This is a genomic window from Agromyces rhizosphaerae (assembly GCF_027925245.1).
Taxonomy (GTDB): Bacteria; Actinomycetota; Actinomycetes; order Actinomycetales; family Microbacteriaceae; genus Agromyces; species Agromyces rhizosphaerae.
Map to the genome: position 1 here is coordinate 2,016,061 of NZ_BSDP01000001.1, position 25,716 is coordinate 2,041,776.

The window sequence follows — 25,716 nt, forward strand, 5'->3', positions numbered from 1 at the left end:
CACCATGGGCAAGTCCTATGTCGAGTTCGAAGACGACCACGGCGTCACCCTGCGGTACCGGAAGCACGTGAACGGCCGCGGGTTCGTGGCCGCCGGAGCGAAGGTGGATGCGACGGCGTACGTGCACCCGACGGCATACGTCGACCCGGGAGCGAAGGTCCTGAAGAACGCGTCGATCGGTCCGGGCAGCTGGATCGACCACGACGCGGTCGTCGGCGAGCGGGTCAACATCGGCACGAACGTGCACATCGGCAAGCGCACCGTCGTCGGCCACGGGGTCGACGTGGGCGCGCACGCGAAGGTGGGCGCCGACGTGAAGATCGCGAACGGCGCGCGGATCGACCGCGACGTGGTCGTCCCCGACGGCACCTACGTCGACACGACGTCGTGGGCGCGCGCGCACGGGCTCGCCGCCTGAGCGTCGCGACTCCACCCTGAACGAGGGCCCGGTGACATCGGTCGCCGGGCCTTCGTCGTGCCCGGCGACCACGTCCTACCGGGGCTGCGGCCGCCAGCCGCGTCGGCCCGTCAGCCCGTGACGCTCGGACCGATCGGCGGCAGCACGAAGTCGCCGATGCCCACGACCTCGACCCGCACGGGCGCGCCCTTCGCGACGCCGCGCGGCGTGGGGATCTCGTGCGTGCGCAGGCCGAGGTCGGCGGTGCAGGCGTCGCCGCCGGTGCGGACCACCTCGATCTCGATGATCGACGGGTCGGGCACGCTGATGTCGGTCGGCACGTACGGGCACGACGAGCTGCCCGGGATGGTCAGCGCGATGCGCTCGCCGTCGTCGACCCAGGCGACGCCGGGATCGAACTGCCCGGCCGGGGCGTCCGACGGCGCGGGGGTCGCGATGCCGTCCTCGGCGGGGCCGTCGTAGGTGCGCACGGCGACCGAGTGCGGGTCGCATGCGGTCAGGGCCGCGACGAGCGCGGCAGCGGCAAGCACCGCCGACGCCGGCCTCCCGGCCCGGTGGCGGCTCCCTCGTGCCCGTCGCATGCGCGATCCCCTCGCCTCGCTCGCCTGGGTTCGATCGTACTTGCCCGCGCGCGCCCGCGGGTTACGCGCGCTTTTCAGGAACCCGGGCGGCACTGGTGGCTCGATGCTGCCTCGGCCGGGCCTGCGGCGCACGGATGCTGCGCGGCCGGCCGGCCGACGCAGCATATCGCCGCCGAGCCTCAGGCGCTTCCTGAAAAGTGCCTCACCCCGACGGGAGGACGTCGCGCGCGAGCAGCTCGAGGGTGCGCTCGCGGCCCGGCGAGGCATCCGCCCCCTCGTGCTCGTACGCACCCGCGACGGGCGAGACCATCACCTCGTCGACGCCGTAGCGCTCGGCCAGCCGCCGCACCTCGGCCGCGGCCTCACCGGGCGCCCCGATCACCCAGCGGCGCTCCATCGCCGCGACGACCTGCGCCGTCGCAGCGTCGGGGGTCGCGGCCTCCGCCTGGTCGACCGTCTCGAGCGCCTGCAGCGGCCGCCCGGTCTGGATGCGCGCCATGCCCCGCAGCTGCGGCAGCGCCCGCGCGCGGGCCTCCTCGTGCGTCTGGGCCACCGACGCGTTGAGGGTGAGGAACGTGCGCGGCTCGGGGTGCGCCTCGCTCGGCCGGTACCCGGTGCGGTAGAGCTCGAGCGCCCGCTCGATGCCCTCGCCCGCGAAGTGGTAGGCGAACACGTACGGCAGCCCGAGCTCGGCGGCGAGCCGCGCCGAGAAGTCGCTCGAGCCCAGCAGCCAGATGGCGGGGGCGCCGGATGCACCGGGAGTGGCGTGCACCGCGTACTCGCGTCCGCTCGTGAGCCGCAGTGTCGCGCCGTCCGGCTGCACGAGTGCCGCGATGTCGGCGACGTGGTCGCCGAACCGGTCGACGTCGCTGGTCGTGCCCGACATGCGCAGCAGCTGGGTGATCACGCCGTCGCTGCCGGGCGCGCGGCCGAGCCCCAGGTCGATGCGACCGGGCGCGAGTGCCTCGAGCGCGGCGAACTGCTCGGCGACGACGAGCGGCGAGTGGTTCGGCAGCATGACCCCGCCCGACCCGACGCGGATCCGCTCCGTGCGCGCCGCCGCCGCGGCGATCAGCACCGGTGGCGTCGTCGAGGCGACGGCGGGCATGTTGTGGTGCTCGGCGAACCAGTAGCGCGTGTAGCCGAGCCGGTCGGCGAGCGCCGCCAGCCGCATCGAGGCGGCGACGGCCTGCGCGCTGGTCTGGCCGTCGCGCACGGGCACGAGGTCGAGCACGGAGAGGTGGAGCGGTGCGGTCATCGCACGGGCCAACGTGCCGGGGCGGGCGGCTATTCCGGACGTCGCGGGGTCGCGCCGCGCGCGGGCCCGCCGCATCCGCCTCGCCACGGGGTCGGTGCGGCCCCTGATGCCGCACGGCATGCGCGGGTGTTCGATGAGCGTTGCGTGCGCAGCGGCCGAGCCGCTGCACCTGACATCGGATGCCCCGTGGCGGAACGCACCCCGGCATCGATCCCACGCGCCACCATCGGAAAGGAACCACCCCGTGAACACCCCTGTGTCCGGGCCGTCGACGACGGACCGCGACGCGCAGCGGAGCACCGCCCGCGCCGAGGGCCTCGCCGCCCTCGCCAACCGCCTCGCCGGCACGCTCAGCGTGCCCGGCGACCCCGACTGGGACGCCGCCCGCCAGGCCTGGAGCCTCTCGGCCGACCAGCACCCCGCCGCCGTCGTGCACCCCGTCGACGTCGCCGACGTCGTGCACGCCGTCTCCGCCGCCCGCGAACTCGGGCTGCGGATCGCCCCGCAGTCGACCGGCCACAACGCCGGGCCGCTCGCCGCGCAGGGCCTCGGCGACACGCTCCTCGTGCGCACCTCGGCGCTCGACGAGATCTCGATCGACCCCGCGCGTCGCGTCGCCCGCATCGGCGGCGGCACGACCTGGGAATCGGTCGCCGCGGCGGCAGGCCCGCACGGGCTCATGGCGCTCGCGGGCTCGTCCCACGACGTGGGCGTGGTCGGCTACACCCTCGGCGGGGGCGTGAGCTGGTTCGCCAGGTCGCACGGTCTCGCGGCCAACCACGTCCTCGCCATCGAGCTGGTCACGCCCGACGGAGTGCAGCGGCGCGTGGACGCGGACACGGACCCCGACCTGTTCTGGGCGCTCCGCGGCAGCGGTGGCGGCGGGCTCGGAATCGTGACCGCGCTCGAGTGCCGCCTCTTCCCGATCACCGAGGTGTTCGCCGGCATGATGCTCTGGCCCGCCGAGCGTGCGCACGAGGTCTTCACCGCGTGGCGCGATCTCACGACGACGGTGCCGACCACCGCGTCGACCGCGTGCCGCCTGTTCCACTTCCCCGACATGCCCGAACTGCCGCCGTTCCTCGCCGGCCGCTCGGTCGTCGTGGTCGACGGGGTCGTGCAGGGCACGCCGGAGGAGGGCGCGGCGCTCGTCGCGCCGCTGCGTGCGCTCGAGCCGGAGATGGACACGTTCGGCCCGACGCCCGTGTCCGAGCTGATGCACCTGCACATGGACCCGCCCGGCCCGACGCCCGGCACCGGCGACGGCATCCTCCTCGACGAGCTGCCGGACGCCGCGATCGCCGCGGCCATCGGCGGTCTGGGCGTTCGTGGCGCCTCGCGGCTGATGTTCGTGGAGCTGCGTCACGTCGGCGGGGCGCTCCGCCCGGATGAGGGTGCGTCGGTCGCCGACGGCCCGACCGGCGTGCTCGCCGGCCTGGACGCGGAGTACGTGTGCTTCTCGAGCGGCATGCCGTTCCCCGACGGCCCGGCACCCGTGCGCGCAGCGCTCGACGTGCTCTTCGCCGGCCTCGCGCCGTGGCGGGGCGGCCTCGACTACCTCAACTTCGCCGAGACCGGTCGAGACCCCGAGCGGTTCTGGGGAGCGGATGCCCCCCGGCTCCGAGTCGTGCGGGAACGCGTCGACCCCGACGGCGTGATGCGTCCGGCGCACGCGATCGGCTGAGCCGGCATCCGCCACCCGTCCCGCCGAGTGATCAGCCTGTTGGCTCCGAGAGGAGCTGGAACACCGGCTCGGAGTCGAGCTCGGCGGGGCGGACGCGGTCGGGGTGCGGCTCCTCGATCGGGATGCGGAGGTCGCCGGCCGGCGTGTGCACGAGCACCTCGCCCGCGTGGGCCGACTCGAACCAGTCGTCGACGTGCACCCGGGTGAGCACCCGCACGCGCTGCCCCTCGGCGGGCCGCTCGCGCAGCGCGAGTGCGAGCATTCCGGTCGCCTCCGAACGGCCGGGCTCGGCCTCCAGTGCGAGCTCCCAGCCGTCCGTCGGGCACACGCCCGAGCCCGTCACGTGCACGAGGCGGCGCTCGCCGGTGTAGACGGCGTACGCGGCGAAGTCGGCTGCGTCGTACGTGCAGCGCTTGCGGAAGACGACCATGCACCGGACGCTATGGCCCGGCTCGGGGGGAGCGCATCAGTGCGTTCCCCGAGCTTGCCGCGGCGGGCGAGCCTCCCCACGGCCGCCGTGCGTGCGTAGGCTCGGAGCATGCGATTCGGGATGTTCGTTCCTCAGGGTTGGCGGCACGATCTCGTCGGCATCGAGCCGGCCCGGCAGTGGGAGGTGATGCGGGACCTCGCGGCCTACGCCGACGCAGGCACCTGGGAGTCGATCTGGGTCTACGACCACTTCCACACGGTGCCGGTGCCGAGCACCGAGGCCACCCACGAGGCGTGGTCGCTCATGTCGGCGTTCGCGGCCGTCACCGATCGCGTGCGGCTCGGCCAGATGTGCACCTGCATGGGCTACCGCAACCCGGTGTACCTCGCGAAGGTCGCGGCCACGGTCGACATCGTGTCGGGCGGCCGCACCGAGATGGGCATCGGCGGTGGCTGGTACGAGCACGAGTGGGAGGCGTACGGCTACGGGTTCCCGCCGGTGCGCGACCGGCTCGGGATGCTCCGCGAGGGCGTCGAGCTCATGCGCCAGGCGTGGTCGACGGGCGAGGCCAGCCTCGACGGCGAGTACTACCGGGTGTCGGGTGCGCTGGTGCATCCGCAGCCCCTGCAGCCGGGCGGCATCCCGCTCTGGATCGCGGGCGGCGGCGAGAAGGTGACGCTGCGCATCGCGGCGCGCTACGCGCAGTACACGAACTTCGGCAACGGCGACCCCGACGACTTCAGCCGGCGGAGCGAGCTGCTGCGCGGTCACGCCGAGGCGGTCGGCACCGACTTCGACGCGATCGTGCGCAGCACGAACTACAACACGGTCGTGGGCGAGACCGAGGCGGAGGTCGCCGAGCGGCTCGCGGCGATCGAGGCGCGGGCGGCGTCGGCGATGCCGGCGGACGCGGTCGAGAAGTACATGGCCGCCTACCGCGGCGAGCACGCCTTCGGCACGGGCACGGTCGAGCAGATGGTCGAGCGCCTGCAGGACATGCGCGACCGCGGGCTCGGGTACTCGATCCACTACTTCCCCGAGGCGGCCTACGACCGTTCGGGGCTGGAGCTGTTCGAGCGCGAGGTCATCCCCGCGCTGGCCTGAGCCGGTCGGCTACGCTGCGGGCGCCTCGGCGAGCTCGTCGAGCTTCGCGGCGAGCTCCGCATCGGTCGGCTCGACGACGTGCGTGCCGTCGGGGAAGACGACGACGGGGATCTGCGTGCGGCCGCTGATGGCCTTGGCGCGCTCGGCGCCGTCGAACTCCTCCTCGAGGTCGACGTAGTCGTAGTCGACGTCGAGGCGGTCGAGCAGCGCCTTGGAGCGGCGGCAGTCGCCGCACCATTCGGCGCCGTACATGGTCACGCGGGCAGGCTGAAGCTGTGGTGCAGGGGAAGTCACATCAGGAGACTACGCCGACGAGTTGTGAGGTATTCCCAGCTTCGGCCGCCGCGGGCTCCCGGCCGACGAGCCGGATGAATCCGCTGAGCTGCGTGAGCCCGTCGGGCGTGTACGGCAGGTAGTCGAGCAGGCCGGGCGAGTAGATCAGGTACGCGGCGACCTTCGCGCGCGAGACCGCGACGTTCAGGCGGTTCTTCAGCAGCAGGAAGTCGATGCCGCGGGGCACCTCGGCGGCGCTCGAGGCGGCGAGCGACACGATCGCGACGGCCGCCTCCTGCCCCTGGAACTTGTCGACGGTGCCCACCGGCACGTCGCCGTACCCGGCCTCGTCGAGCGCCTGCCGCACGAGCGCGAGCTGCGCGTTGTACGGCGTCACGACGATCAGGTCGGCCTGCTCGAGCGGTCGCGACTCGGCCGCCGACGGCGCGCCGACGTGCGCCTCGGTGTACGCGCGGCCGAGCAGCGACCCCACGAGCCGCACCACCTCGGCGGCCTCCTGCGGCGACTCGGTGGCGTTGCCCTGGTGCGCGAGGGGCAGCGGATGCAGCCCGGGCTCGACACCCTCGATCGCACGCAGCCCGGCCGAGCCGTGCGAGTGCAGCGCACCCTCGTACGACAGCACCGAGACGGACTCGGCGACCGCCGGGTGCATCCGCCGGCTCTCGGCGAGGAAGACGCCGAACTCGGGCGGCAGCACGTCGTGCCCGTCGGCGACCCACCCGAGCGCCGAGCCGTCGACCGGTTCGGGGTGGATGCCCTGGCTCACCTGCGGCAGCTGCTGCGGGTCGCCGAGCAGCAGCAGGTTGCGCGCCGCGACGCCGACGGCGATGGTCGACGCGAGGGAGAACTGGCCGGCCTCGTCGATGACGAGCAGGTCGAGGCTGCGCCGGCCGAAGCGGCCGAGGTTGGCGAAGTCCCAGGCCGTGCCGCCGACGACGTAGCCGGATGCCTCGTGCGCACGCGTGTACTCCCCCACGCCGTTCTTCGCGATGGGGGTGAACGCCGGGTCGGGGGCATCCGGGTCCTTCGGCGCCTTGGCGACCAGGGCATCGTCGAGCCCCGCCTCGACGATGCGCGCGAGCAGGTGCTCGACCACCGCGTGCGACTGCGCGACGACCCCGATGCGCCAGCGGTGCTCGGCGACGAGGCGCGCGACGACGTGCGAGCCCACGTAGGTCTTGCCCGTGCCGGGCGGCCCCTGCACGGCGAGGTACGAGTCGTCGAGGTCGAGCAGGGCCTCGGTGACGGATGCCACGGGGTCGGCGACGGCCGGCAGCGCGCCGCGCTTCGTGCGCGGCGGCACGCGGCGGAGGATGTCGGCCGCGGGGTTGCGCGGCCAGTCGGGGAGCGTCGCCACGAGGTCGCGCGCCCACTCGGCGATGGCGCCCTTCTGCGCGCCCGCGCTCGGGGGTGCGCTCGGGGCGAGCGCGGTCGGCAGCACCCGCCACGGCTCGGCGTCGTCACGCAGGATCTCCTCGATCACGACGCCGTCGTCGCGCATCTCGAGCACGTTCACGGGGAGTGTCGCGCGCGTGGTCGGGCGTGCGCCGGCCGGGCCGAACGGCGCCGGCGGCTCGTAGAGGGCGAAGGGCTTGGCGCCCGTGGAGAACCGGCTGCCGGGCGCGATGCGGCCGCGCAGCAGCACGTGCCGGCGCGGCTTGCGCTGCCGCGAGTCGTCCTCCATGAACCAGTCGCGCAGCACGATCGAGGCCGCGGGCTCGACGACGAGCACGTCGCGCGTGTCCTCCCACTCCTCGATCGGCTGCTCGAGCCGGAAGAAGTGCGCCCACCAGAAGCTCTTCTGCTCGCGCTCGTGGTAGTCGATCGCGGCGGCGGCGAGTGCGAGGGCGGTGCGCTCGGGGTCGCGATCGCGCGCGAGCGGGTCGCCGGCGCGGGCCAGCAGCTCCGCCGCCAGTGGCGACGACTCGACGCTGGCCTCGGTCACGTCGGGCAGCGGCGCGGGCGCGACGCCCTCCTCTCGGGCGCGCTCGAGCAGCCAGTCGCGCAGGCGCAGCGTGGAGACGCAGTCGTAGCGGTTGTAGTCGGCGAGGTCGTCGAGCACGACCTGCGCGCCCGCCGCGTCGCCGGTGGCGCGCAGTTCGCGCGCCCGCACGTACTCGAGGATCGAGTCGCCGCCCGACTTCACCTCCGCCTCGCGCAGCTCGTCGCCCATGTACAGCGGCTCGAGCTTCTTGATCGAGTACGACCGGCTGCCGACGCGCACGCCGCGCTTCACGATCGGGTAGAGGTCGACGAACACGCCCTCGCGCAGCAGCTGGTCGACGGCGGCCTCGCCGACGCCGTGGCGCGCGGCCATGGCGAGCAGGTGCGTGCGCTCGTAGCTCGCGTAGTGGTAGATGTGCAGGCCCGGGTGGCGTCGCCGACGCTCGGCGACGAACGCGAGGAACGCCTCGAGCGCCCGGCGCTCCTCGGCGAAGGTGTGCGCCCAGATGGGCGTGAACTGCTCGTCGACGTCGACCATGCCGAACAGGTAGTCGATGCCCCACCAGGAGCCCTCGCCCTCGGAGTACAGCGGGTCGCCCTCGAAGTCGAAGAAGAGGTCGCCCGGGTCGGGCTCGGGAATGGCAGCGAGCGCGGACGCGTCACGCACGTGGAACGGCGGGGGTGCGGGCGGGGCGGCGGATGCCTCGGGGCCGGCGTCGGTGGGATCGGGCACCGGCTCAGGGGCATCCGCCTCGGCCTCGAGCTGCAGCCGCGCCTGCTCGCGTAGCCCGTCGAGCACCGAGGGGCCGATGCCGTCGACCTCGCCGTGCGACGCGGCCAGCTCGTCGATGGTGCGGATGCCCGCTGCCGCCAGCCGCGTCCGCTGCCCGACGCGCATGCCCGCGACGAGCAGCACGTCGCGGTGCGCCTGCACCTCGAGGTCGCAGGTGGGGCAGCGGCCGTCGAGCGCGTAGCGCTCGTCGCCCCACGCGACCGGCTCGGTGTCCGCGAGGCGCTCGTCGATCACCTGGCGGAGGCGCGCGAGGCGCAGCCGGTACGCGGGCATGAGGTCGTCGATGCGGTGGCTGGAGACGGTGCCGTCGCCGAGCAGCAGCTCGGCGGTGTCGGCGCGCGGCACGCCGATGCGGTCCAGCTGCTCGGCGTACGCGGCGAGCTGGAGCAGCGCGGTCACCTTGGCGCGGCGGGCGAGCTTGGTGTCCTGCACGAGGTAGCGGCCGTCGGCGTCGCGCACGATGAAGTCGGCGAACCCGATGAACTCGTCGGTCGCGAAGGTCGCCTGGAACACCACGTCGGCACCGCGCGCGAACGCGTCGTTCGTGGCATCCACCGCCGCCTGCACCTGGTCGGCGTCACGGGTGTCGGGGCGCTCGACCTGCACGACGCCGTCGCCGAACTGGGCGACGTACTCGGCCAGCCGGCGCTCCTCGTGCGCATCGCCGAGGCGCGCCGAGCGCTCGAGCATGGCGTCCTCGGGGTCGGGCACGGGTTCGCAGCGGCCGAGCTTCGCGTCGAGCGCGCGCAGGAACGCGAACTCGCACTCGGACGCCTTCTTGAGGTCGCTGGCGCTCGTGACGACCCGGCCGTCTCGTACGAACATGCCGCTCCTCGCCTGCCGGGCTCGGGCGTCCCGACACCCTCACGGTAGCGGCGACGGGCGACAGCGCGGAGCGGTCGACGTGCCGCCCGAGGGTGCGGCCGGCGCGTCAGACGGCGCGGCGCGACACGGTGCCGGTCAGCAGCAGCACTCCCACCCCGTGCTGGCCGGCCTCAGCAGATACGCGCCGCGAACCGTGGTGCCCGTGAAGGTCATTCCGGACAATGCGCTGACCGAAACCAGGAGGGTCCCTCTGCCCTCGAGATCCATTGCGACTGAGATGTCGATCGTCTCGGCGAATGCGGCGCCGGTGCCGGTCACGGTGGCGGGACCGGATGTCAGGTCGATGCCGAGCGCGGGGATGCCGGCACTGATCAGTCCGAGATCCTCGTCGGTGGTCACGGAGATCAGGAACCGCGCGCCCACCGGGATCGGGTCCGTCGCGATCTCCGCGTGGAACTCGGGGATGGTCGAGCAGGAGAAGAGCGGGAATCGGACCGCAACCGCGGGAGCCTCAGCCGACGCGGCGACCGTGGGGACCGTCGCGGCGACGGCGATCGCGGGGACCGACCAGGCGGCCGATCTCGCCAGCGCGCGGCGGGTGAGGCCCGTCGGCTCATCGATTCGTCGGTAGTGCGGGGTGCGGGGTGCGTCTGCTGCGTCGTGCATGCACGGCTCCTGCGCTCGGGACGTCTGGTACCCGTCTACTGGATGCACCGAGGGCGACCGTGCCGCGGCGCTCCGCTCAGACTAGGGGAGCGGATACGGCCGCCGCCAGCGTTGTGGCCGCTTTGGTCCGTTTGCAACGGGTCGCGTCAGGCCGTGCTGCACATGTAGTTGTTGCTGTTGCCGTCGCGGCGCTTCGTGATCGCCGAGGTGAGGTCGCCGGTGAGGGTGAGACCGTTCTGTCCCGCGACCACGATGGAGACGGTGCCCGTGCCGTTCTGGCCGAGCGAGAACGCGACGTCGATGATGCCGTCGAAGTCGGCGCCCGTTCCGGTGATGACGTAGGGGCCGTTGCCCGACCCGGTGTGGGTGAACTGCGGCGTCGCCGAGAACGAGCCGCTGCCGGTGTGCGTGAGGGTGATCTGGATCTGCTCGCCCGCCGCGAAGGTGCCGACGTCGATGCGGAAGGTCCCCGTGTTCCGGGATCCGCAGGCCGCGCTGACGACGACCGGGCGGGTCGGGGCGCCGCTGCCGCCGCTCGCGGCGTACGCGGGGGCGCTGACCGCGACCGCGATCGCCGGCACCGACCACGCTGCGGCCTTCGCCACGGAGCGGCGGGTCAGCCCGGCGGGCGCGGTCGTCCCCGCGTCATCCGTCGAATCGACCATTTCGCTCCCCCTGTTCGGTGCTCCGCAGGTTCCGAACGACACCCACCCCGGGCCTCGAGACGCGCAGCGGATCAACAATAGTTGACAGCCCGCGTCGCGTCACCTGCGGATCGTCGCAGGTGCCAGCGCGCCGCGCGTCAGCCCGAGCATCCCCTCGACCGCGCGCCCGATCATCGAGCCGCGCTCCCCCGGGTCGCCCCAGCGCACGAGCGCCTGGGCGTTCAGCCCGTCGATCATGCCGAGCAGCTGCCAGGCGACGGCGTCGGGGGCATCCGTCTCGAACTCGCGCGCCGCGACGCCGGCCTCGATGAGCGCGCGCAGCACGTCGTGCCAGGCGTCCATCTCGGCGCGGACCGCCGTCGCGAGCGCATCGCTGTGCCGGCCCATCGACCACGCCTCGACCCACACGACGGTCACGTCGTCGCGCTCGGCGTCGAGCAGCGTGTCGAGCAGCGCGGCGAGGCCCGCGGTCGGCGTGGGCTGCTCGGCGAGCATCGCGGCGACCTCCTCGACCTCCTCGGTGACGATGGAGGTGAAGGTGGCGGCGATGAGCGCGTCCATGTTCGGCTGGTAGTGCGAGACGAGGGCGGGGGTGACGTCGATGCGGGCCGCGATGCTGCGCAGCGTGAGCGCCGACAGGCCCTGGTCGAGCGCGAGCGCGCGCGCCGCGGCCTGGATCTGTTCCCCCCGAGCCTCGGGCGACTTCCTGCCGGCGCGCCGGCGAAGCGTACGAGTCATTGCGAGCAGTCTAGGCAGACGGATGCCTCCGGGGGAGTGCGCCGCGCCGGTTGTTGACCATATGATCAATAACGCGTCGGTCGCTCCAGACGCCGACGCCCGCCCCGAGGAGGACCCATGACCTGGCGCATGCCATCCGAGACCGCCCCGCACGAGCGCACGTGGATGGCGTTCCCGCGCCCGAACCTCACCCTCGGCGAATCCGAGGCCGACGGCGACCGCGCCCGCGAGGCGTGGACCGCGGTCGCCCACGCCGTCGCGGAGTTCGAGCCGGTGACGATGGTGGTCGACCCCGTGGCATCCGCTCACGCCCGCAGCATGCTCGGCGGGCACATCGCGCAGGTCGAGGCCCCGCTCGACGACTACTGGATGCGCGACATGGGCCCGACGTTCGTGGTCGGCGACGACGGCGCGCTCGGCGCGGTCGACTGGGTCTTCAACGGCTGGGGCGCGCCGGCTTGGGCGAGCTGGGAGCACGACCGCGAGATCGCGCGCTTCGTCGCCGGGCAGGTCGACGTGCCGGTCGTCTCGTCGCTGCTCGTGAACGAGGGCGGCGGCATCCACGTCGACGGCGAGGGCACCGTGCTCGTGACCGAGACCGTGCAGCTCGACCCGGGTCGCAATCCCTACGCCGACCGCGCCCGCGTCGAGGACGAGCTCGCGCGCACCATCGGCGCGACGAAGGTGATCTGGCTGCCCCGCGGCCTCACGCGCGACTACGACGACTTCGGCACGCGCGGCCACGTCGACATGGTCGCGACGATCCCCTCGCCCGGCCGCCTGCTGCTGCACGCCCAGAACGATCCCGAGCACCCCGACCACGAGGTGACCCGCGAGCTGCGGGCCTTCCTCGAGACCCAGACGGATGCCGCGGGGCGCCGCTTCGACATCATCGACCTGCCCGCACCCGCGACGCTGCGCGACGAGCACGGCTTCGTCGACTACAGCTACGTGAACCACCTCGTCGTGAACGGCGGCGTCATCGCCTGCGGCTACGGGGAGGAGCGGGCGGATGCGGCGGCCGCCGAGATCCTCGCCGAGGCGTACCCCGGGCGGGAGGTCGTCACGGTCGACGCGCGGGAGATCCTGGCGCGCGGCGGGGGCATCCACTGCATCACGCAGCAGCAGCCGGCGGTCGCAGCCGCCGGCTCGGAGGAGGGCGACCGATGATCGAGGTGCACGAGGCGTCCATCGCCGACCTGCGGGCCGCGCTCGAGGACGGCCGCGCGACGAGCGAGCAGCTCGTGCTCGCGTACCTCGCGCGCATCGCGTACTTCGATCGCGGCGGCATCCGGCTGAACGCCGTGGTCGTGCCGAATCCCGACGCGCTGGTGGAGGCGCGCGAGAGCGATGCGCGCCGCGCGCGCGGCGAGGTGCTCGGGCCGCTCGACGGCATCCCGTACACCGCGAAGGACTCGTACGCGGTGCGAGGGCTCACGGTCGCGGCGGGCAGTCCGGCGTTCGCCGACCTCGTGGCGGGCGACGACGCGTTCGCGATCTCGCGGCTGCGCGCGGGCGGGGCGATCTGCCTCGGCCTCACCAACATGCCCCCGATGGCCAACGGCGGCATGCAGCGCGGGGTCTACGGCCGCGCCGAGAGCCCGTACAGCGCCGACTACCTGACGGCCGCGTTCGCGTCGGGCTCGTCGAACGGCTCGGGCACCGCGACCGCCGCCTCGTTCGCCGCGTTCGGGCTCGGCGAGGAGACCTGGTCGTCGGGCCGCGCGCCCGCCTCGAACAACGCGCTCTGCGCCTACACGCCCTCGCGCGGCGTCATCTCGGTGCGCGGCAACTGGCCGCTGGTGCCGACCATGGACGTCGTCGTGCCGCAGACCCGCACCATGGACGACCTGCTCGCGGTGCTCGACGTGATCGTCGCCGACGACCCCGAGACGCGCGGCGACTTCTGGCGCGCGCAGCCGTGGGTCGCGTTGCCCGCGGCATCGTCGGTGCGGCCGGAGTCGTATGCAGCGCTGGCGCCGAACGGGGCGGATGCCGCTGCGCAGGCGCTCGCGGGCCGGCGCGTCGGCGTGCCGCGCATGTACGTGAACGCGGACCCCGAGGCCGGCACCGCCGAGCACCCCGGCATCGGCGGGCCGACGGGCCGCCGCATCGAGACCCGCGCCTCGGTGATCGACCTGTGGGAGGCCGCGCGCCGCGACCTCGAGGCCGCGGGCGCCGAGGTCGTCGAGGTCGACTTCCCGGCCGTGACGAACTACGAGGGCGACCGGCCCGGCGCCCCGACCGTGTTCACGCGAGGGCTCGTGAGCCCCGAGTTCCTCCGGAGCGAGATCGTCGACCTGTCGGCGTGGGCGTGGGACGACTTCCTGCGCGCGAACGGCGACCCGAACCTGCCCGGCCTCGCGGGCGTCGACGGCGCGCGCATCTTCCCGCAGCCCGAGGGAGCGCTGCCCGATCGCTACACCGGGTTCGACGACGACATCGCCGACTACCCCGCGCGCGTGCGCGAGCACCCCGGCCGGGCGCTCACCGATATCCCGCACCTCGAGGAGGGGCTGCGCGGCCTCGAGGAGACCCGGCACGTCGACCTCGAGCAGTGGATGGACGGGCTCGGCATCGACGCGGTCGTCTTCCCGGCGGTGGCCGACGTGGGGCCGGCGGACGCCGACGTCGACGAGGCATCCGCCGACCTCGCCTGGCGCAACGGCACGTGGGTCGCCAACGGCAACCTGGTGCCCCGCCACCTCGGCATCCCCACGGTGACCGTGCCGATGGGCACGATGGCCGACATCGGGATGCCCGTGGGCCTCACGTTCGCCGGGCGCGCCTACGACGACACCGCGCTGCTGGCGCTCGCCGCCGCGTTCGAGGCGACCGGGTCGCGCCGCACGTCGCCGCCGCGGACGCCGCCGCTCGTCGGCCGCTGATCGCGAGGGCGGGCGGACGGTAGTCCGAGGCATCCGTCGCCCTGCCGCCGCCCGCCATCGCCCCGGGCTGCGGCGATACGCTGTGGATTGCACGCGTCGGGACGAGCGGAGAGGGGGCGGCGATGGGCTGGACCGACCTGTTCCGCCGCCGGCCCAAGCGGCGCAAGATGGCGCCGTACCGCGCGCCCGACATCAACCCCGACCAGCCGCTGCGCGAGCACGTGATCGACGACGGCGTGATGGTCGCGCGCTACAGCGCCCGGCTGACGCTGAAGAACCGCATCATCGTCGGCGCGCTGCGCGGCGAGGACGCGTTCGACACGGAGCGCTACCAGCAGGTCGCGCGCGAGGTGCTCGACGATCTCATCGACGAGCTCGACCGGTCGGCCGAGCGGGTGCAGGAGGTGCGCCGCAAGGCGTTCAGCCTGCCCGGCCGGGCGAAGCACGAGCACGACTACCGCTCGCGCGACCTGCACAACCTCGAGCATCGCGAGGAGGTCAACACCGCGGTGGCGGCGCGCATGCGCGTGATCCGCGACAACGCGCAGTCGGTCGAGGTGCTGGTGAAGCTCGCGCGCGACGACGCGTGGTCGGAGATCGGCGGCGAGATCGCGCGGCGGTCGGCCGAGACCTGGCACCGCTACGAGGACGACCCCGACTACGAGCAGGGGCGCGAGCGGCGCATGCGGCTGCTCATGCGCGAGGTCGCGTTCGAGGTGAAGCAGGCGCGCGAGGCCGCCGACGGCGCGCACTACGCCTGAGGTCCCCCTCTCGAATACATGCAACGCCGTGCGACACGCCATCGCGTTGCATGTTCCCGGCGCGGACCGGCCGATCTTGCATGTTCTCGGGAGGGAGCCGTCAGGGAGCGACGGCGGTGCGGGCGGCCACCCGGATGACGACGAACTCGGCGGGCTTCAGGGGCGCGAAGGCGATCAGCACGTTGAGGCGGCCGGCGGCGACGTCGGCGGGCGTCGTCGTGGTGGCATCCGCCCGCACGAAGTAGGCGTCGCGGGCGCTCCGGCCGCGGAACGCGCCGGCCCGGAACAGGTCGTCGAGGAAGCGCTCGACCATGGCGCGCACGCGCGCCTGCAGCGGCGCGTCGTTCGGCTCGAAGACCGTCCAGGCGAGGCCGCGCTCGATGCTCTCCTCGAGGAAGCGCGCCGTGCGGCGCACCGACAGGTACTTCCACTCGGGGTCGGACGAGATCGTGCGGGCGCCCCAGACGAGCACCGCGCCGTCGGGCGCCTCGCGCAGGGCGTTCACCCGCAGCTGCGCGAGCGCGTCGATGCCGTGGTCGCGCATGCGCGTCGCGAGGCCGCCGACGCCCGCCAGGGTGGCATCCGTGCCCGCCGGCGCCTTCCACACGCCGTGGGTCGCGTCGGTGCGCGCGATGAGCCCGGCGATCGCGCCCGACGGCGCGCGCACGGAGTCGGCGCCCAGCAGCGGATCCGCGCCGGAAACGCGGGGCGCGTAGACGGCAGCGTCCGGGCTGTCGGGGAAGCGCTCGAGATCGGCGGCCGTCGCGGTGGCCGGGTCGAGGCCGGCGGGCGCGTCGAGCACGGCGGTCGCGCGGCGACGGGCGGCGAAGTCGACGACGGCCGCGACGACGGGCGCGCCGACCTCGAGTGCCGCGAGCGGGTCGCCGTGCCGGGCCGTGCCCGGGCTGAGGTACGGCGGCACCACCACGAGTCCGAGGTGCTCCGAGATCGCGAGCGAGTGGATGCCGCGGGGCGCCGGCCCGTCCGCGCCGAGCACGTCGTCGTCGGTGACCGTGCCGACGTCGGCGCCGACCCGCACCACCACCGCGCGCCGTCCGCCGTTGCGGAAGAAGTCGCGCACCGAGTAACCGAGATGGCTGCGCGCGGTGAGCCCGCCGAAGGTCCGCACGAACCCGCCCCAGCTCGCGATCGTCACGGGCTCGTCGCGTGGCCCCGCGGTCGCGCCGCCGACGAACCCGGTGAGCGCGGTGTCGACCGGCGTGATCGGCGGCGGTCCGGGCTGCGGCACCTCGCGCACGAACACGCCCGGCGACAGGAACCGATCGGCCATCGCTGCGCCCTCCTCCCGGATGCTCGGCGGGTACGACCGAGTGTACGAGGGGTGGTGTCGAGACCCGTCGAGAAGCTGCGTTCTGGGCCCGCGTTCCGCAGCTCTTGACGGGTCAGGGGAGGCGCTCGCGCAGCAGCGCGAGGCTCACCAGGCCCTGGTCGAGCTGGAACTTCCGGAGGTTCGGGATCTCCGGCACCTCGGGGCCGGTCGAGGCCTCGAGGAAGTAGCCCGTGAGGCCGACGAGCAGGCGGTTCGCGACCCCGTCGTCGAGCCCCGCGAACACCGGATGCCCCCGGAGCAGCGCCTCGACGTCGGCGCCGGGGTCGTACAGGCGCACGTTGACGAGCAGCACCAGCGCGTCGAGCCAGCTCGCGCCGAGCGCGGCCCACGGCCAGTCGACGAGCGCCACCGCGCCCGACGGGGTGACGAGCAGGTTGTCGGCGCGCACGTCGAGGTGCACGAGCCGGTCGCCGCCGACCTCGCCGATCGCGGTCGTCGCGGCCGCGGCGAGGTCGTCGATCCGGGCGGTGACCCACTCGTGGTCGTCGGGCGCCAGCGAGGGCAGTCTCGAGGGGTCGGCGGCGAGGCGCTCCCAGCTGCGCAGGTTGTCGTCGAGCGCGTCCGACGCGGAGCCGAGCAGCGCGCCGAGCTCGGGCGGGGCGGGTGCGGCGGTGAGCTCCGCGAGCGCATCGAGCACGGCCCCGAGTTCGTCGGGCCGCCAGGGGGTGTGCGGATGCCTCCCCTCGACGTCGTCGAACACGACCGCGATCCAGTCGCCGCGATCTACCACCCCGCGCACGGCCGGCACGGGCATGCCGTCGGGCATCGCGCCCGCGATCGTCCCCTCCAGCCGGTGCAACTCGACCGATTGCGCGTTCACCGCGGTCGAGGCGGTCTTCACGAACGCGCGCGTGCCGTCCGCCGTCGTGACGCGGTCGGCGGACCCGGGCGAGAACCCCGCGGGCTGGCTGACGGCGTCGACCACGGGGGAGCCGAGCAGGTCGTCCACCGCGGCGCGCAGGCTCGGCGGCACCTCGCCCCAGGGCATCCGCCTGCCCGACCCGTGCACGGCCATGGCGCAACGGTATCGGCCCCGTCGCCCGGTGCGAGCCGCGGGTGGAGAACTCAGGCCACCTGCACCGTGATGATGTGGTGACCAGTCGCCCCGTCGGGCGCGACCGTCGTGCGCTCCTCGGTCTGCACCTCGCCGTCGGCGCCGGTCGCACGCACCCGCAGCACGCGCGAGCCGGGCTCGGCCTGCCACTCGTGGCGCCACTGCACCCAGGTGTCGTCCGAGATCGCGGTCGCGAGCTCGGCCTGCTCCCACGGGCCGTCGTCGACCTGCACCTCGACGCCCGCGACGCCGGTGTGCTGGTGCCACGCGACGCCCGCGGCGACCTGCGTGCCGGGCGAGACCGTCGAGCCGTATCGCGGCACGTCGATGCGCGAGTGCAGCTTGATCGGGCCGCGCTCCGACCAGCCGCGCGGGGTCCAGTACGCCTGCGCACGATCGAACCTCGTGACCTCCAGCTCGGTCACCCACTTGGTCGCCGACACGTACCCGTAGAGCCCGGGCACTACCATGCGCACCGGGAAGCCGTGCTCGGCGGGCAGCGGCTCGCCGTTCATGCCGACCGCGAGCAGCGACTGCCGGTCGTCGGTCAGCGCCTCGATGGGCGTGCTCGCCGTCCACCCGTCGACCGAGCGCGAGAGCACCATGTCGGCGTCGGCGGACGGGCCCGCCTCGGCGAGCAGGTCGCGGATCGGCGCGCCGAGCCACACCGCGTTGCCGATGAGCGAACCGCCCACCTCGTTCGACACGCACGCGAGCGTCACGGCGTGCTCGACCATCGGCAGGGCGAGGAGCTCGTCCCAGGTGAGCGTGACCTCGCGGTCGACCATGCCGTGGATGCGCAGGCTCCAGTCGGCGGGCTCGAGGTCGGGCACGCGCAGCGCGGTGTCGATGCGGTAGAAGCGGTCGTTCGGCGTGACGACGGGTGCGAGACCGTTGATGCCCAGATCTGCACCGGACGGGATGGGCGGCGCGGGCGTCGCCGGCGTCGGCAGTGAGATCGCCTCGCGCACCGCGGTCACGGCCCGAGAACCGGCCTGCATCGCGTAGCCGCCGAGCGCGGCGAGGGCGCCGATGGCGGCCGCGCCGCCGGCCCAGCCGAGGAAGCGGCGCCGGTCGATGTCGACGGCGCGGTCGGCCTCGTCCGGGGCATCCGCGCGGGTGGGCGGGCGTGCGGGGAGGCGCTTCAGCACGACGGCGAGGGCGGATGCCGCTGCGCCGGCCGCGATCGCCGACGGGATCCAGTCGAGCGGGGTGGCGTTCGCGCGCGATGTCGCGGCGATGAAGCCGACGACGCCGAGCCCGACGAGCACCACGCGGCCGAACGGCGGGCGCCGCCACTCGAGCACGCCGGCGCCGAACGCGAGGCTTGCGAGCACGATGCCGATGCCGACGAGCAGCGCGGTCTTGTTGTTCGTGCCGAACAGTGCGATCGCGGTGTCCTTCGCCCACGGCGGCGCGAGGTCGACCAGCCAGGAGCCGATGACGGTGAACGGGCTGCCGCCCTGCGCGAAGAGCGCGGCCGAGAGCTCGCCGAGGCCCGCGCCGAACAGTGCGGCGGCCACGCCGGCACCGCCGGACAGCAGCCATCCGGGCAGGGGGCGTCGCGGCGAGTCGGCCATGCTCCCCACGCTAGGTCGCGTGCGGGGCGCAGATGGGCCGGATGCCGGAATCGTCAGCGCTTCGTCACATTTCGCGCGTCGCGCGCGGGCGATGTCGGCGGCCGGGCGTAGCGTGCGGCACATGGAGACGAGCCCCGTGACCGAGTCGATCGACCTGCCGCTGACCGGCAGCGACGCGTGCCCCGACTGCGGGTCGGGCAGCACGGTGCAGGTCGTCTACGGGCTCACGGACGACGTGCTCGACGAGGCGATCGCCGACGGCGCCGTCGTGCACGGCGGCTGGTTCCCCACCGACTTCGCGCCGACCCGGCACTGCAAGTCGTGCCACGCGCAGTGGGTCGACACCGACGAGTACCTCGGGGCGCTCGCAGACTGATCGGGCGGATGCCGCGGGCCGGGCGCCTGCTCCGGCGCGGACGCGCGGGCGGGGGGAGCGCCGGCCCAGGGCATCCGCTCAGTCGGTGACCACCGGCTGCCGCGCCGGCTTCGGCGCCCGCGCGGCTCGCGCCCGGCGGCGCAGCCACCACTTGTGCGCCTCGACCACGGCGAGCACCGGCAGCAGCAGCGCCACGCACTCGAGCCACTGCCACCCGGTGAGCGAGACGGTGCCGAGCGCGTTCTGCAGGAACCCGAACTCCGTGGTCACGATGAGCAGCAGCACCGGCCAGACGAGCATCTTCGCGGCAGACGAGATCGGCGGCAGCAGGCCCGACTCGGGCGCGCGGCGCATGAGCAGCGCGCTCAGCACCGTGGCGAGCCCGACGACGATGTAGACCATGGTCATCGAGGCGCTGGGCTCGGTCGGGCTCGGGGCATCCGGCCCCCAGGCGAGCGGCACGAGCGAGACGACGAAGATGGTGACCCCGTAGAGCAGCCACTCGACGAGTGACGCCGGGTTGGTGATGCCCTTGTTCGGATCGCGCGGCGGGCGGTCCATGATGCCGGGCGGCGTCGGGTCGCCGGCGATCGCGAGCACCGCGAACAGCGTGATGAAGAAGTTCAGGAACAGCACCATGCCCGGGAACATCGCGACGCCGTCGTTGATCGCGAACGCGCTCGCGGCGAGGAACAGGAAGATCATCGAGAACAACTGCGACATCTGGAAGCGCAGGTAGGAGACGATCTTGTCGTAGACCACGCGGCCGAGCTCGACCGCGTGCACCAGCGTCGAGAAGTTGTCGTCGGTGAGCACGAGCTTCGCCGCCTGCTTGGTGACCTCCGAGCCCGAGCCCATCGCCACGCCGATGTCGGCCTGCTTGATCGCCGCGGCGTCGTTGACGGCGTCGCCGGTCATGGCGACCACCTCGCCCTGCGACTGCAGCATGCCGACCAGGCGCAGCTTGTCCTGCGGGGTGACGCGGCCGAACACGTGCAGGTGGCCGAGGCGCGAGTTCAGCTGGGCGTCGTTCAGGTTGCGCAGGTCGGCGCCCGAGATGGCGCCCGGGCCGAGGCCGAGCTCGGCGCCGATCGCGCCGGCGGTCACCGCGTGGTCGCCCGTGATCATGCGCACCTCGATGCCGGCGCGCTGGGCGAGCGCGACCGCGTCCTTCGCCTCGGCGCGGAGCGGGTCGACGATGCCGACGATGCCCGCGAGCACCAGGTCGTGCACCATGCCCTGCGGGTCGCGCAGCATGGCCGCCTCGTCGGACTCGTCGAGGATGCGCATCGCGACCGCGAGGGTGCGCAGGCCGGACGCCGACATCTCCTCGAGCGCCGCCGTGGCGGCATCCGCATCGACCGGCACGATCTCGCCCGAGGCGCCCACCATGCTGACGCAGCGGCCGAGCACGATGTCGGGTGCGCCCTTCACGAACTCGACCAGGTGGCGCTCGCCGCCCACCTGCATGCGGTGGAACGTGGCCATGTACTTGTAGTCGGAGTCGAACGGCACCTCGGCGAGCCGCGGGTGGGCTCGGCGCGACTCGTCGGCATCGATGCCGAGCTTCGCGGCGAGCACGACCAACGCGGCCTCGGTCGGGTCGCCGACCACGTCGCCGTCGACGCTGACGGATGCGTCGTTGGGCAGCACGAGCGCCTGCGCGAGCTTGCCCGGGCGCACCTCCACCTCGTCGCCCGCGGGGGTCAGCACCCGCCCGTCGAACGAGTACCCGCCGCCCGTGACCGACAGGTGCGCGCCGCCGAACCACACCGTGCGCACCGTCATCTCGTTCATGGTGAGCGTGCCGGTCTTGTCGGAGCAGATGGCGCTCGTCGCGCCGAGCGTCTCGACGTCGTTCAGGCTCGTGACGATCGCCTGCTGCGCGGCGAGCCGGTTCGCGCCCCAGCCGAGCAGGCTCTGCACGAACGCCGGCAGGCCGGTCGGGATCGCCGAGATCGCCACCGCCGTGCCGAGGAACAGCAGCTCGTCGAGCTCCTGGCCGCGCAGCAGGCCGATCGCGATGATGATCGCGACCGCCGACCACGCGATCACGCCGAGCACCTTCGTGAGCGAGTCGAGCTCGCGCCCGAGCGGCGACTTCCCCGACTCGACGGTCGTGAGCAGGCTCGCGATGCGGCCGACCTCGGTGCGCATGCCCGTCTCGACGACGATGATGCGGGCCGTGCCGCGCGTGATCGACGTGTTCTGGTAGACCATCGACGTGCGGTCGGCGAGGGCCGTGTCGGCGTCGTTCGCGGTCGGGCCCTTCGGGATCGGCAGCGATTCGCCGGTGAGCGCCGCCTCCTGGGTCTCGAGGTTCGCCGCCCGCAGGATGCGCCCGTCGGCCGGCACGAGGTCGCCCGCCTCGAGCTCGACCACGTCGCCGGGCACGATCGCGGTCGCGTCGACCAGCCGCACCACCCCGCCCCGCACCACGCGCGCCTGCGGCACCTGCAGCTTCGACAGCGCGTCGACGCTGCGCTTGGCCTTGAGCTCCTGGCTCGTGCCGCGCCAGACGTTGTAGAGCACCAGGATGCCCACGATGATCGCGGTCGAGACCTGCCCGATGACGAGCGACACGATCGCGACGATCACGAGCATGAGCGTCATGAGCTCGAACAGCTGCTTCAGGGCGATGCGCACCCAGCTCGGCTGCGGGGCGGATGCGAGTGCGTTCTCGCCGTACTCCGCGAGGCGCCCGTTCACCTCGCTCTCGGCCAGGCCGTCGGCCGGGTCGACGCCCAGCCGCGTCGTCACCTCATCGACCGTGAGACTCCACCAGGTCGGACCGGGCACCTCCTCGGTCGCCTCGGTGGTGCTCGTTGCAGCTGAATCGGTCATCCCGCTCCGCCTCCCCGCGTCTCTCGCCAGCCTAGTGAGGCGGCGCGCGGCGCGGACGTGACCGCCCGTCGTGCCGCCCGAAAACATGCAGATTCGGCGGGTCCGCGTCGGGAGCATGCACCGGCGCGGCGTGTCGCGCGGCGTTGCATGTTCTCGGGAGGGAGGGGGCGACGGGGCGAGCGGATGCGGCGGGCAGCGGGCAGCGGGCAGCGGGCAGCGGGCAGCGTCACGCGGCGGGCGGGGGCGAGCGGATGCCGCGGGGCGGCGCCCTACCTCGGCTGCTCGCCGCGCAGCATGAGGCGCGCGCGGGCGAGGATCGTCGCGATCACCACGACGACCACCGCGACGATCGCGGCGACGGCGGCCGGCGTCGAGAGCAGGTTCCCGTCGAGGCGCGCGATCGCGACCCAGGTGAGTCCCCAGCACAGCGACAGCGTCGGCGCGATGCGCCCGCCCCCGCGCACGGCGATCGCGACGCCCACGAGACCCGCGACGGCGAGCACGACGACGGCCCAGGCATCCGCCCCGATGCCCCAGCCGTCGAACCCCGCGGCGACCAGCCCGGCGGTCACGTTCGCGGCCGTCGCGATGGCGACCCAGCCGAGGTAGAGGCCGACCGTGCCGTCGGTGAGGAACGCGTCGAGCGGGTTCGCCGGCCGCCAGCGCAGCAGGGTGAGGAACGCGACCACGAGCACGCCGAGCAGCACGGCGATGACCGGGATGCTGAGCCAGAGCACGTCGAACTGGATCGACAGGATCCACGCGGCGTTCAGCAGCAGCGACGCCGCGACCGGGTAGCCGACCCGGCGGTGGCGCTCGGCGCTGCGCTGCGCGGGCAGGAACTGCCAGACGGCGTAGGCGAGGAGGCCCGCGTAGATGACCGACCAGATCGAGAACGCGCCCGTGCCCGGGGCGATGGGCGTGGCGTCGGCGGCGAGCGCGCCGCCCGCGGCGTCCTGGATCGGGGTGCCGCCGGCGGCGCCGGAGCCGATGAACGAGCCGACGATCGCGAGCACGGCGCTCACGGCGACGGTGAGCTGGCGGGCCAGGTCGTTCGGTGCGGTGGAGCGGGCGGATGCCTCGGGGGCATCCGTCGCCTGCGCTGCCGTCGGGCGGTCGGGCGCGGTCGCGTCGTTCGCGGTGGCGTTCGTCGTCGATCGCGCCGTGGTCTCGTGGGATGCGGACATGTCGCTGCCTCCTGTGCTCACGGTAGGCCTCGCCGCCGGTCGGGGCGGGAGGATGCGCGGCGCGTTCGGCGCCGCTCACCCAGGGTTCAGACGGACGCGCCCGTTCGGATGCACCGTCGTGTCGCGAATACATGCAACGGCGCGGAACACGGGGGCGTGTCTGCATGTATTCGCCGCCACGTGTCAGATCTGCATGTTCTCGCTACACGGCGCGGGGCGGGAGGGCGAGGGGCGACGGGCGAGGGGGGACGGGGCGAGGAGGCGACTGCGAGGGCGACGGCGAGGGCGAGGGCGACGGGTCGGGTCGCCCCGCGGCATCCGTAGACTCGGCGGGTGCAGGTGCAGCAGACCGGGGACGTCACGCGCGACTGGTACACCCGGTTCGCCGTGAACGAGGCGCGCGGGCAGTCGGCGATCTACGAGGCGTGGGCGACGGGCGTCGCCGGCGACGACGAGGTGCTCGACCTGATCCGCGAGCTGCCACGGCCGAAGCAGCAGCCGAACCTCGTCTTCGCGTGCTCGCGCCTGCTCGGCGCGCCCGAGGGGGAGTACGCGCCCTGGCGCGAGTGGCTGCTCGCGAACTGGCCGGCGGTGGCGGATGCCGCGCTGCAGCGCGCCACGCAGACCAACGAGCCGCGCCGCTGCGCACTGCTGCTGCCGCTGCTCGCGGCCATCGAGGGGCCGATCGCGCTGCTCGAGGTGGGGGCGTCCGCCGGGCTCTGCCTGTACCCCGATCGGTACGCGTACCGCTACGACGACGATCCGGTGCTCGGAGAGTCGGACGTGCTGCTCGAGTGCGCGACGACGGGGCCCGTCCCCCTGCCCGACCGGCTGCCCGAGATCGTGTGGCGCGCAGGGCTCGACCTCAACCCGCTCCGCGTCGACGACGCCGACGACATGCGCTGGCTCGAGACGCTCGTCTGGCCCGAGCAGGTCGAACGGCGCGAGCGCATCCGGCGGGCGATCGAGCTGGCGCGGCGCGAACCCGTGCGGCTGGTCGCGGGCGACGGGCGCGAGCGGCTGCGCGAGGTGGCGGCGGATGCCCCGGACGACGCCACGCTCGTGGTCTTCCACGCCGGCACGATCGTGTACCTCGGCCGTGACGAGCGGGCGGCGTTCGCCGACGACGTGTGCTCCCTCGCCGCCGAGCGCGGCCGCACGCACTGGATCTCGATCGAGGGCCAGGGCGTCACGCCGGGCGTGCAGCCCGACGGCACCGGAGGGTCATCGACGTTCGCGCTCGCCCTCGACGGCGACCTGGTCGCCCTCGCCGGCCCGCACGGCCAGTCGCTCGACTGGCTCGCCTGAGCAGCCGGCCCATCCGTGAGTCGTCACGAACTGTCGCTATCCGAGTGCGGATGGCGGCAGTTCGTGACGACTCGGCGGGGGGATCAGGTCAGGGGGCGGACCAGGTCCAGCCCTCCTCGGTGAGCTCGATCAGCACCTTGATGCGGTCGCCGTCGTCGAAGTAGGTCACGCAGTTGTACGAGTCGCCGACCTCGAGCACCGTCGGAGCGTCGCCGCAGTCGGTCTCGGTCGCGCGCCACGGTGCACCCTCGGCCTCCGCGTAGTCGTTCCAGTCGAGCGTGACGAAGTACTCGACCTCGGCCGGGTCGATCTCCCACTCGCCCTCTGCCAGCGCCACGACCTCGCCCCCGTCCGAGCCCTCGTCGACGACTTCCTCGACCGGCTCCTCGACGGGCTCCTCCACGGGCGCCGGGGCCTCCTGCGAGGTCTCGTCGAGTTCCGACAGCGCCGCCTCGATCTCGGCCTGGATGATCGGGTTCGTCAGTGCATAGACGACCGTCATCACCACGCCCGCGATGAGTGCGAGCGCGCCCGTGACGATGGCCGAGATGCCGAGCACCTTCGCGAGGGTGCGGCGCCCGCGCTTCACGGCGAACACGAGGGCGACGATGCCGAGCGCGACCGCGGGGACCGCGCCGAGCAGGCCGACGAGCGGCACGGCGAACGCGCCGGCCAGCGCGACCAGGCCGACGATCGCGGCGATGATCGCGAGGGCGCCGACGCCGCGCTTCGCCTCCGGGCCCGGAGCCGCTTCCGGCTCGCCTGCCGGCGTCTCGCCTGCCGGCGCCGCGCCTTCGGGCGCGTCCGCTGCGGGCGTCTCCACCTCGGGAAGCGTGGCCGTGGCGGTTGCGGCTGTCGCGGGCGGCCCCTCAGGAGCTTCCGGCTGCTCCGCGGCCGGGGTGGTCGGGTCGTCGGTCTGCTCGCTCACGGCGTCCTCTCGGTGGGGTGTCGGTCGAGCGTACGGCGT

The 25,716-nt window shown here is 73.7% G+C and carries 22 protein-coding genes; 8 read left to right on the forward strand and 14 right to left on the reverse strand.

The window, feature by feature from the left end; genetic code table 11:
• The first annotated feature begins 4 nt into the window (after positions 1–4).
• The gene (locus QMG39_RS09510; RefSeq protein WP_281884385.1) at positions 5–418 is read left to right on the forward strand and encodes a transferase; all 414 of its coding nucleotides are present in this window, start codon (positions 5–7) and stop codon (positions 416–418) included.
• A 110-nt stretch (positions 419–528) separates the two neighbouring features.
• Here QMG39_RS09510 and QMG39_RS09515 read toward each other — a convergent pair whose 3' ends face one another.
• Complete coding sequence (locus QMG39_RS09515; protein WP_281884387.1) at positions 529–999, reverse strand: hypothetical protein; 471 nt, start codon at positions 997–999, stop codon at positions 529–531.
• A 202-nt stretch (positions 1,000–1,201) separates the two neighbouring features.
• A complete protein-coding gene (locus tag QMG39_RS09520; protein WP_281884389.1) occupies positions 1,202–2,257 on the reverse strand; it encodes an LLM class flavin-dependent oxidoreductase in 1,056 nt (351 codons plus the stop codon).
• Between the two features lie 244 nt (positions 2,258–2,501).
• Here QMG39_RS09520 and QMG39_RS09525 point away from each other — a divergent pair, with 244 nt between their 5' ends.
• On the forward strand, positions 2,502–3,941 hold the full coding sequence (locus QMG39_RS09525; RefSeq protein WP_281884391.1) for an FAD-binding oxidoreductase: 1,440 nt from the start codon (positions 2,502–2,504) through the stop codon (positions 3,939–3,941).
• Positions 3,942–3,972: 31 nt separating this feature from the next.
• Here the strand turns inward: QMG39_RS09525 and QMG39_RS09530 are convergent, their stop codons facing one another.
• Complete coding sequence (locus tag QMG39_RS09530) at positions 3,973–4,371, reverse strand: hypothetical protein (protein ID WP_281884393.1); 399 nt, start codon at positions 4,369–4,371, stop codon at positions 3,973–3,975.
• 108 nt (positions 4,372–4,479) lie between these two features.
• On the opposite strand from QMG39_RS09530, the gene QMG39_RS09535 reads away from it, so the two are divergent.
• Positions 4,480–5,475 (forward strand): LLM class F420-dependent oxidoreductase, encoded by a 996-nt coding sequence (locus tag QMG39_RS09535; RefSeq protein WP_281884395.1) that lies wholly within the window; start codon positions 4,480–4,482, stop codon positions 5,473–5,475.
• 9 nt (positions 5,476–5,484) lie between these two features.
• Here the strand turns inward: QMG39_RS09535 and QMG39_RS09540 are convergent, their stop codons facing one another.
• The 5 genes from QMG39_RS09540 to QMG39_RS09560 all read right to left on the reverse strand — a co-directional run bounded on the left by QMG39_RS09540 (position 5,485) and on the right by QMG39_RS09560 (position 11,400).
• Entirely contained in the window at positions 5,485–5,727 is a 243-nt protein-coding gene (locus tag QMG39_RS09540; protein WP_281887232.1) for a glutaredoxin family protein, read from the reverse strand.
• Positions 5,728–5,770: 43 nt separating this feature from the next.
• Positions 5,771–9,331 carry a TM0106 family RecB-like putative nuclease gene (locus tag QMG39_RS09545; protein WP_281884397.1) on the reverse strand — a complete coding sequence of 1,187 codons (3,561 nt, stop codon included), beginning with the start codon at positions 9,329–9,331 and terminating at the stop codon, positions 5,771–5,773.
• 135 nt (positions 9,332–9,466) lie between these two features.
• Positions 9,467–9,997 (reverse strand): hypothetical protein, encoded by a 531-nt coding sequence (locus QMG39_RS09550; protein WP_281884399.1) that lies wholly within the window; start codon positions 9,995–9,997, stop codon positions 9,467–9,469.
• Positions 9,998–10,143: 146 nt separating this feature from the next.
• On the reverse strand, positions 10,144–10,662 hold the full coding sequence (locus QMG39_RS09555) for a hypothetical protein (RefSeq protein WP_281884401.1): 519 nt from the start codon (positions 10,660–10,662) through the stop codon (positions 10,144–10,146).
• 99 nt (positions 10,663–10,761) lie between these two features.
• Complete coding sequence (locus tag QMG39_RS09560; RefSeq protein ID WP_281884403.1) at positions 10,762–11,400, reverse strand: TetR/AcrR family transcriptional regulator; 639 nt, start codon at positions 11,398–11,400, stop codon at positions 10,762–10,764.
• A gap of 117 nt (positions 11,401–11,517) precedes the next feature.
• Here QMG39_RS09560 and QMG39_RS09565 point away from each other — a divergent pair, with 117 nt between their 5' ends.
• The 3 genes from QMG39_RS09565 (at position 11,518) to QMG39_RS09575 (ending at position 15,049) form a co-directional block, all read left to right on the forward strand.
• Complete coding sequence (locus QMG39_RS09565; protein ID WP_281884406.1) at positions 11,518–12,570, forward strand: agmatine deiminase family protein; 1,053 nt, start codon at positions 11,518–11,520, stop codon at positions 12,568–12,570.
• Positions 12,567–14,288: an amidase gene (locus QMG39_RS09570; RefSeq protein ID WP_281884408.1), complete on the forward strand. Its 1,722-nt coding sequence runs from the start codon at positions 12,567–12,569 to the stop codon at positions 14,286–14,288. Before QMG39_RS09565 ends, QMG39_RS09570 begins: the two co-directional genes overlap by 4 nt.
• Before the next feature lie 122 nt (positions 14,289–14,410).
• Positions 14,411–15,049 carry a hypothetical protein gene (locus QMG39_RS09575; protein ID WP_281884409.1) on the forward strand — a complete coding sequence of 213 codons (639 nt, stop codon included), beginning with the start codon at positions 14,411–14,413 and terminating at the stop codon, positions 15,047–15,049.
• Between the two features lie 100 nt (positions 15,050–15,149).
• Here QMG39_RS09575 and QMG39_RS09580 read toward each other — a convergent pair whose 3' ends face one another.
• The 3 genes from QMG39_RS09580 to QMG39_RS09590 all read right to left on the reverse strand — a co-directional run bounded on the left by QMG39_RS09580 (position 15,150) and on the right by QMG39_RS09590 (position 19,034).
• Positions 15,150–16,340 (reverse strand): phage tail sheath family protein, encoded by a 1,191-nt coding sequence (locus tag QMG39_RS09580; protein WP_281884411.1) that lies wholly within the window; start codon positions 16,338–16,340, stop codon positions 15,150–15,152.
• A 112-nt stretch (positions 16,341–16,452) separates the two neighbouring features.
• Positions 16,453–17,415 carry a phosphotransferase family protein gene (locus QMG39_RS09585; RefSeq protein ID WP_281884412.1) on the reverse strand — a complete coding sequence of 321 codons (963 nt, stop codon included), beginning with the start codon at positions 17,413–17,415 and terminating at the stop codon, positions 16,453–16,455.
• Between the two features lie 50 nt (positions 17,416–17,465).
• Positions 17,466–19,034 (reverse strand): molybdopterin-dependent oxidoreductase, encoded by a 1,569-nt coding sequence (locus tag QMG39_RS09590; protein ID WP_281884414.1) that lies wholly within the window; start codon positions 19,032–19,034, stop codon positions 17,466–17,468.
• A gap of 121 nt (positions 19,035–19,155) precedes the next feature.
• Here QMG39_RS09590 and QMG39_RS09595 point away from each other — a divergent pair, with 121 nt between their 5' ends.
• Positions 19,156–19,410 (forward strand): hypothetical protein, encoded by a 255-nt coding sequence (locus QMG39_RS09595; RefSeq protein WP_281884416.1) that lies wholly within the window; start codon positions 19,156–19,158, stop codon positions 19,408–19,410.
• A gap of 78 nt (positions 19,411–19,488) precedes the next feature.
• Here QMG39_RS09595 and QMG39_RS09600 read toward each other — a convergent pair whose 3' ends face one another.
• Together QMG39_RS09600 and QMG39_RS09605 are read right to left on the reverse strand one after the other, a co-directional pair.
• A complete protein-coding gene (locus QMG39_RS09600; RefSeq protein ID WP_281884418.1) occupies positions 19,489–22,254 on the reverse strand; it encodes a cation-translocating P-type ATPase in 2,766 nt (921 codons plus the stop codon).
• Between the two features lie 269 nt (positions 22,255–22,523).
• Positions 22,524–23,441, reverse strand: a complete 918-nt coding sequence (locus tag QMG39_RS09605) for a TspO/MBR family protein (protein WP_281884420.1) — start codon at positions 23,439–23,441, stop codon at positions 22,524–22,526.
• A gap of 333 nt (positions 23,442–23,774) precedes the next feature.
• On the opposite strand from QMG39_RS09605, the gene QMG39_RS09610 reads away from it, so the two are divergent.
• Positions 23,775–24,749, forward strand: coding sequence for a DUF2332 domain-containing protein (locus tag QMG39_RS09610; protein ID WP_281884422.1), 975 nt, complete (start codon positions 23,775–23,777; stop codon positions 24,747–24,749).
• Between the two features lie 88 nt (positions 24,750–24,837).
• Here the strand turns inward: QMG39_RS09610 and QMG39_RS09615 are convergent, their stop codons facing one another.
• Entirely contained in the window at positions 24,838–25,677 is an 840-nt protein-coding gene (locus QMG39_RS09615; protein ID WP_281884423.1) for a hypothetical protein, read from the reverse strand.
• Positions 25,678–25,716: the final 39 nt, after the last annotated feature.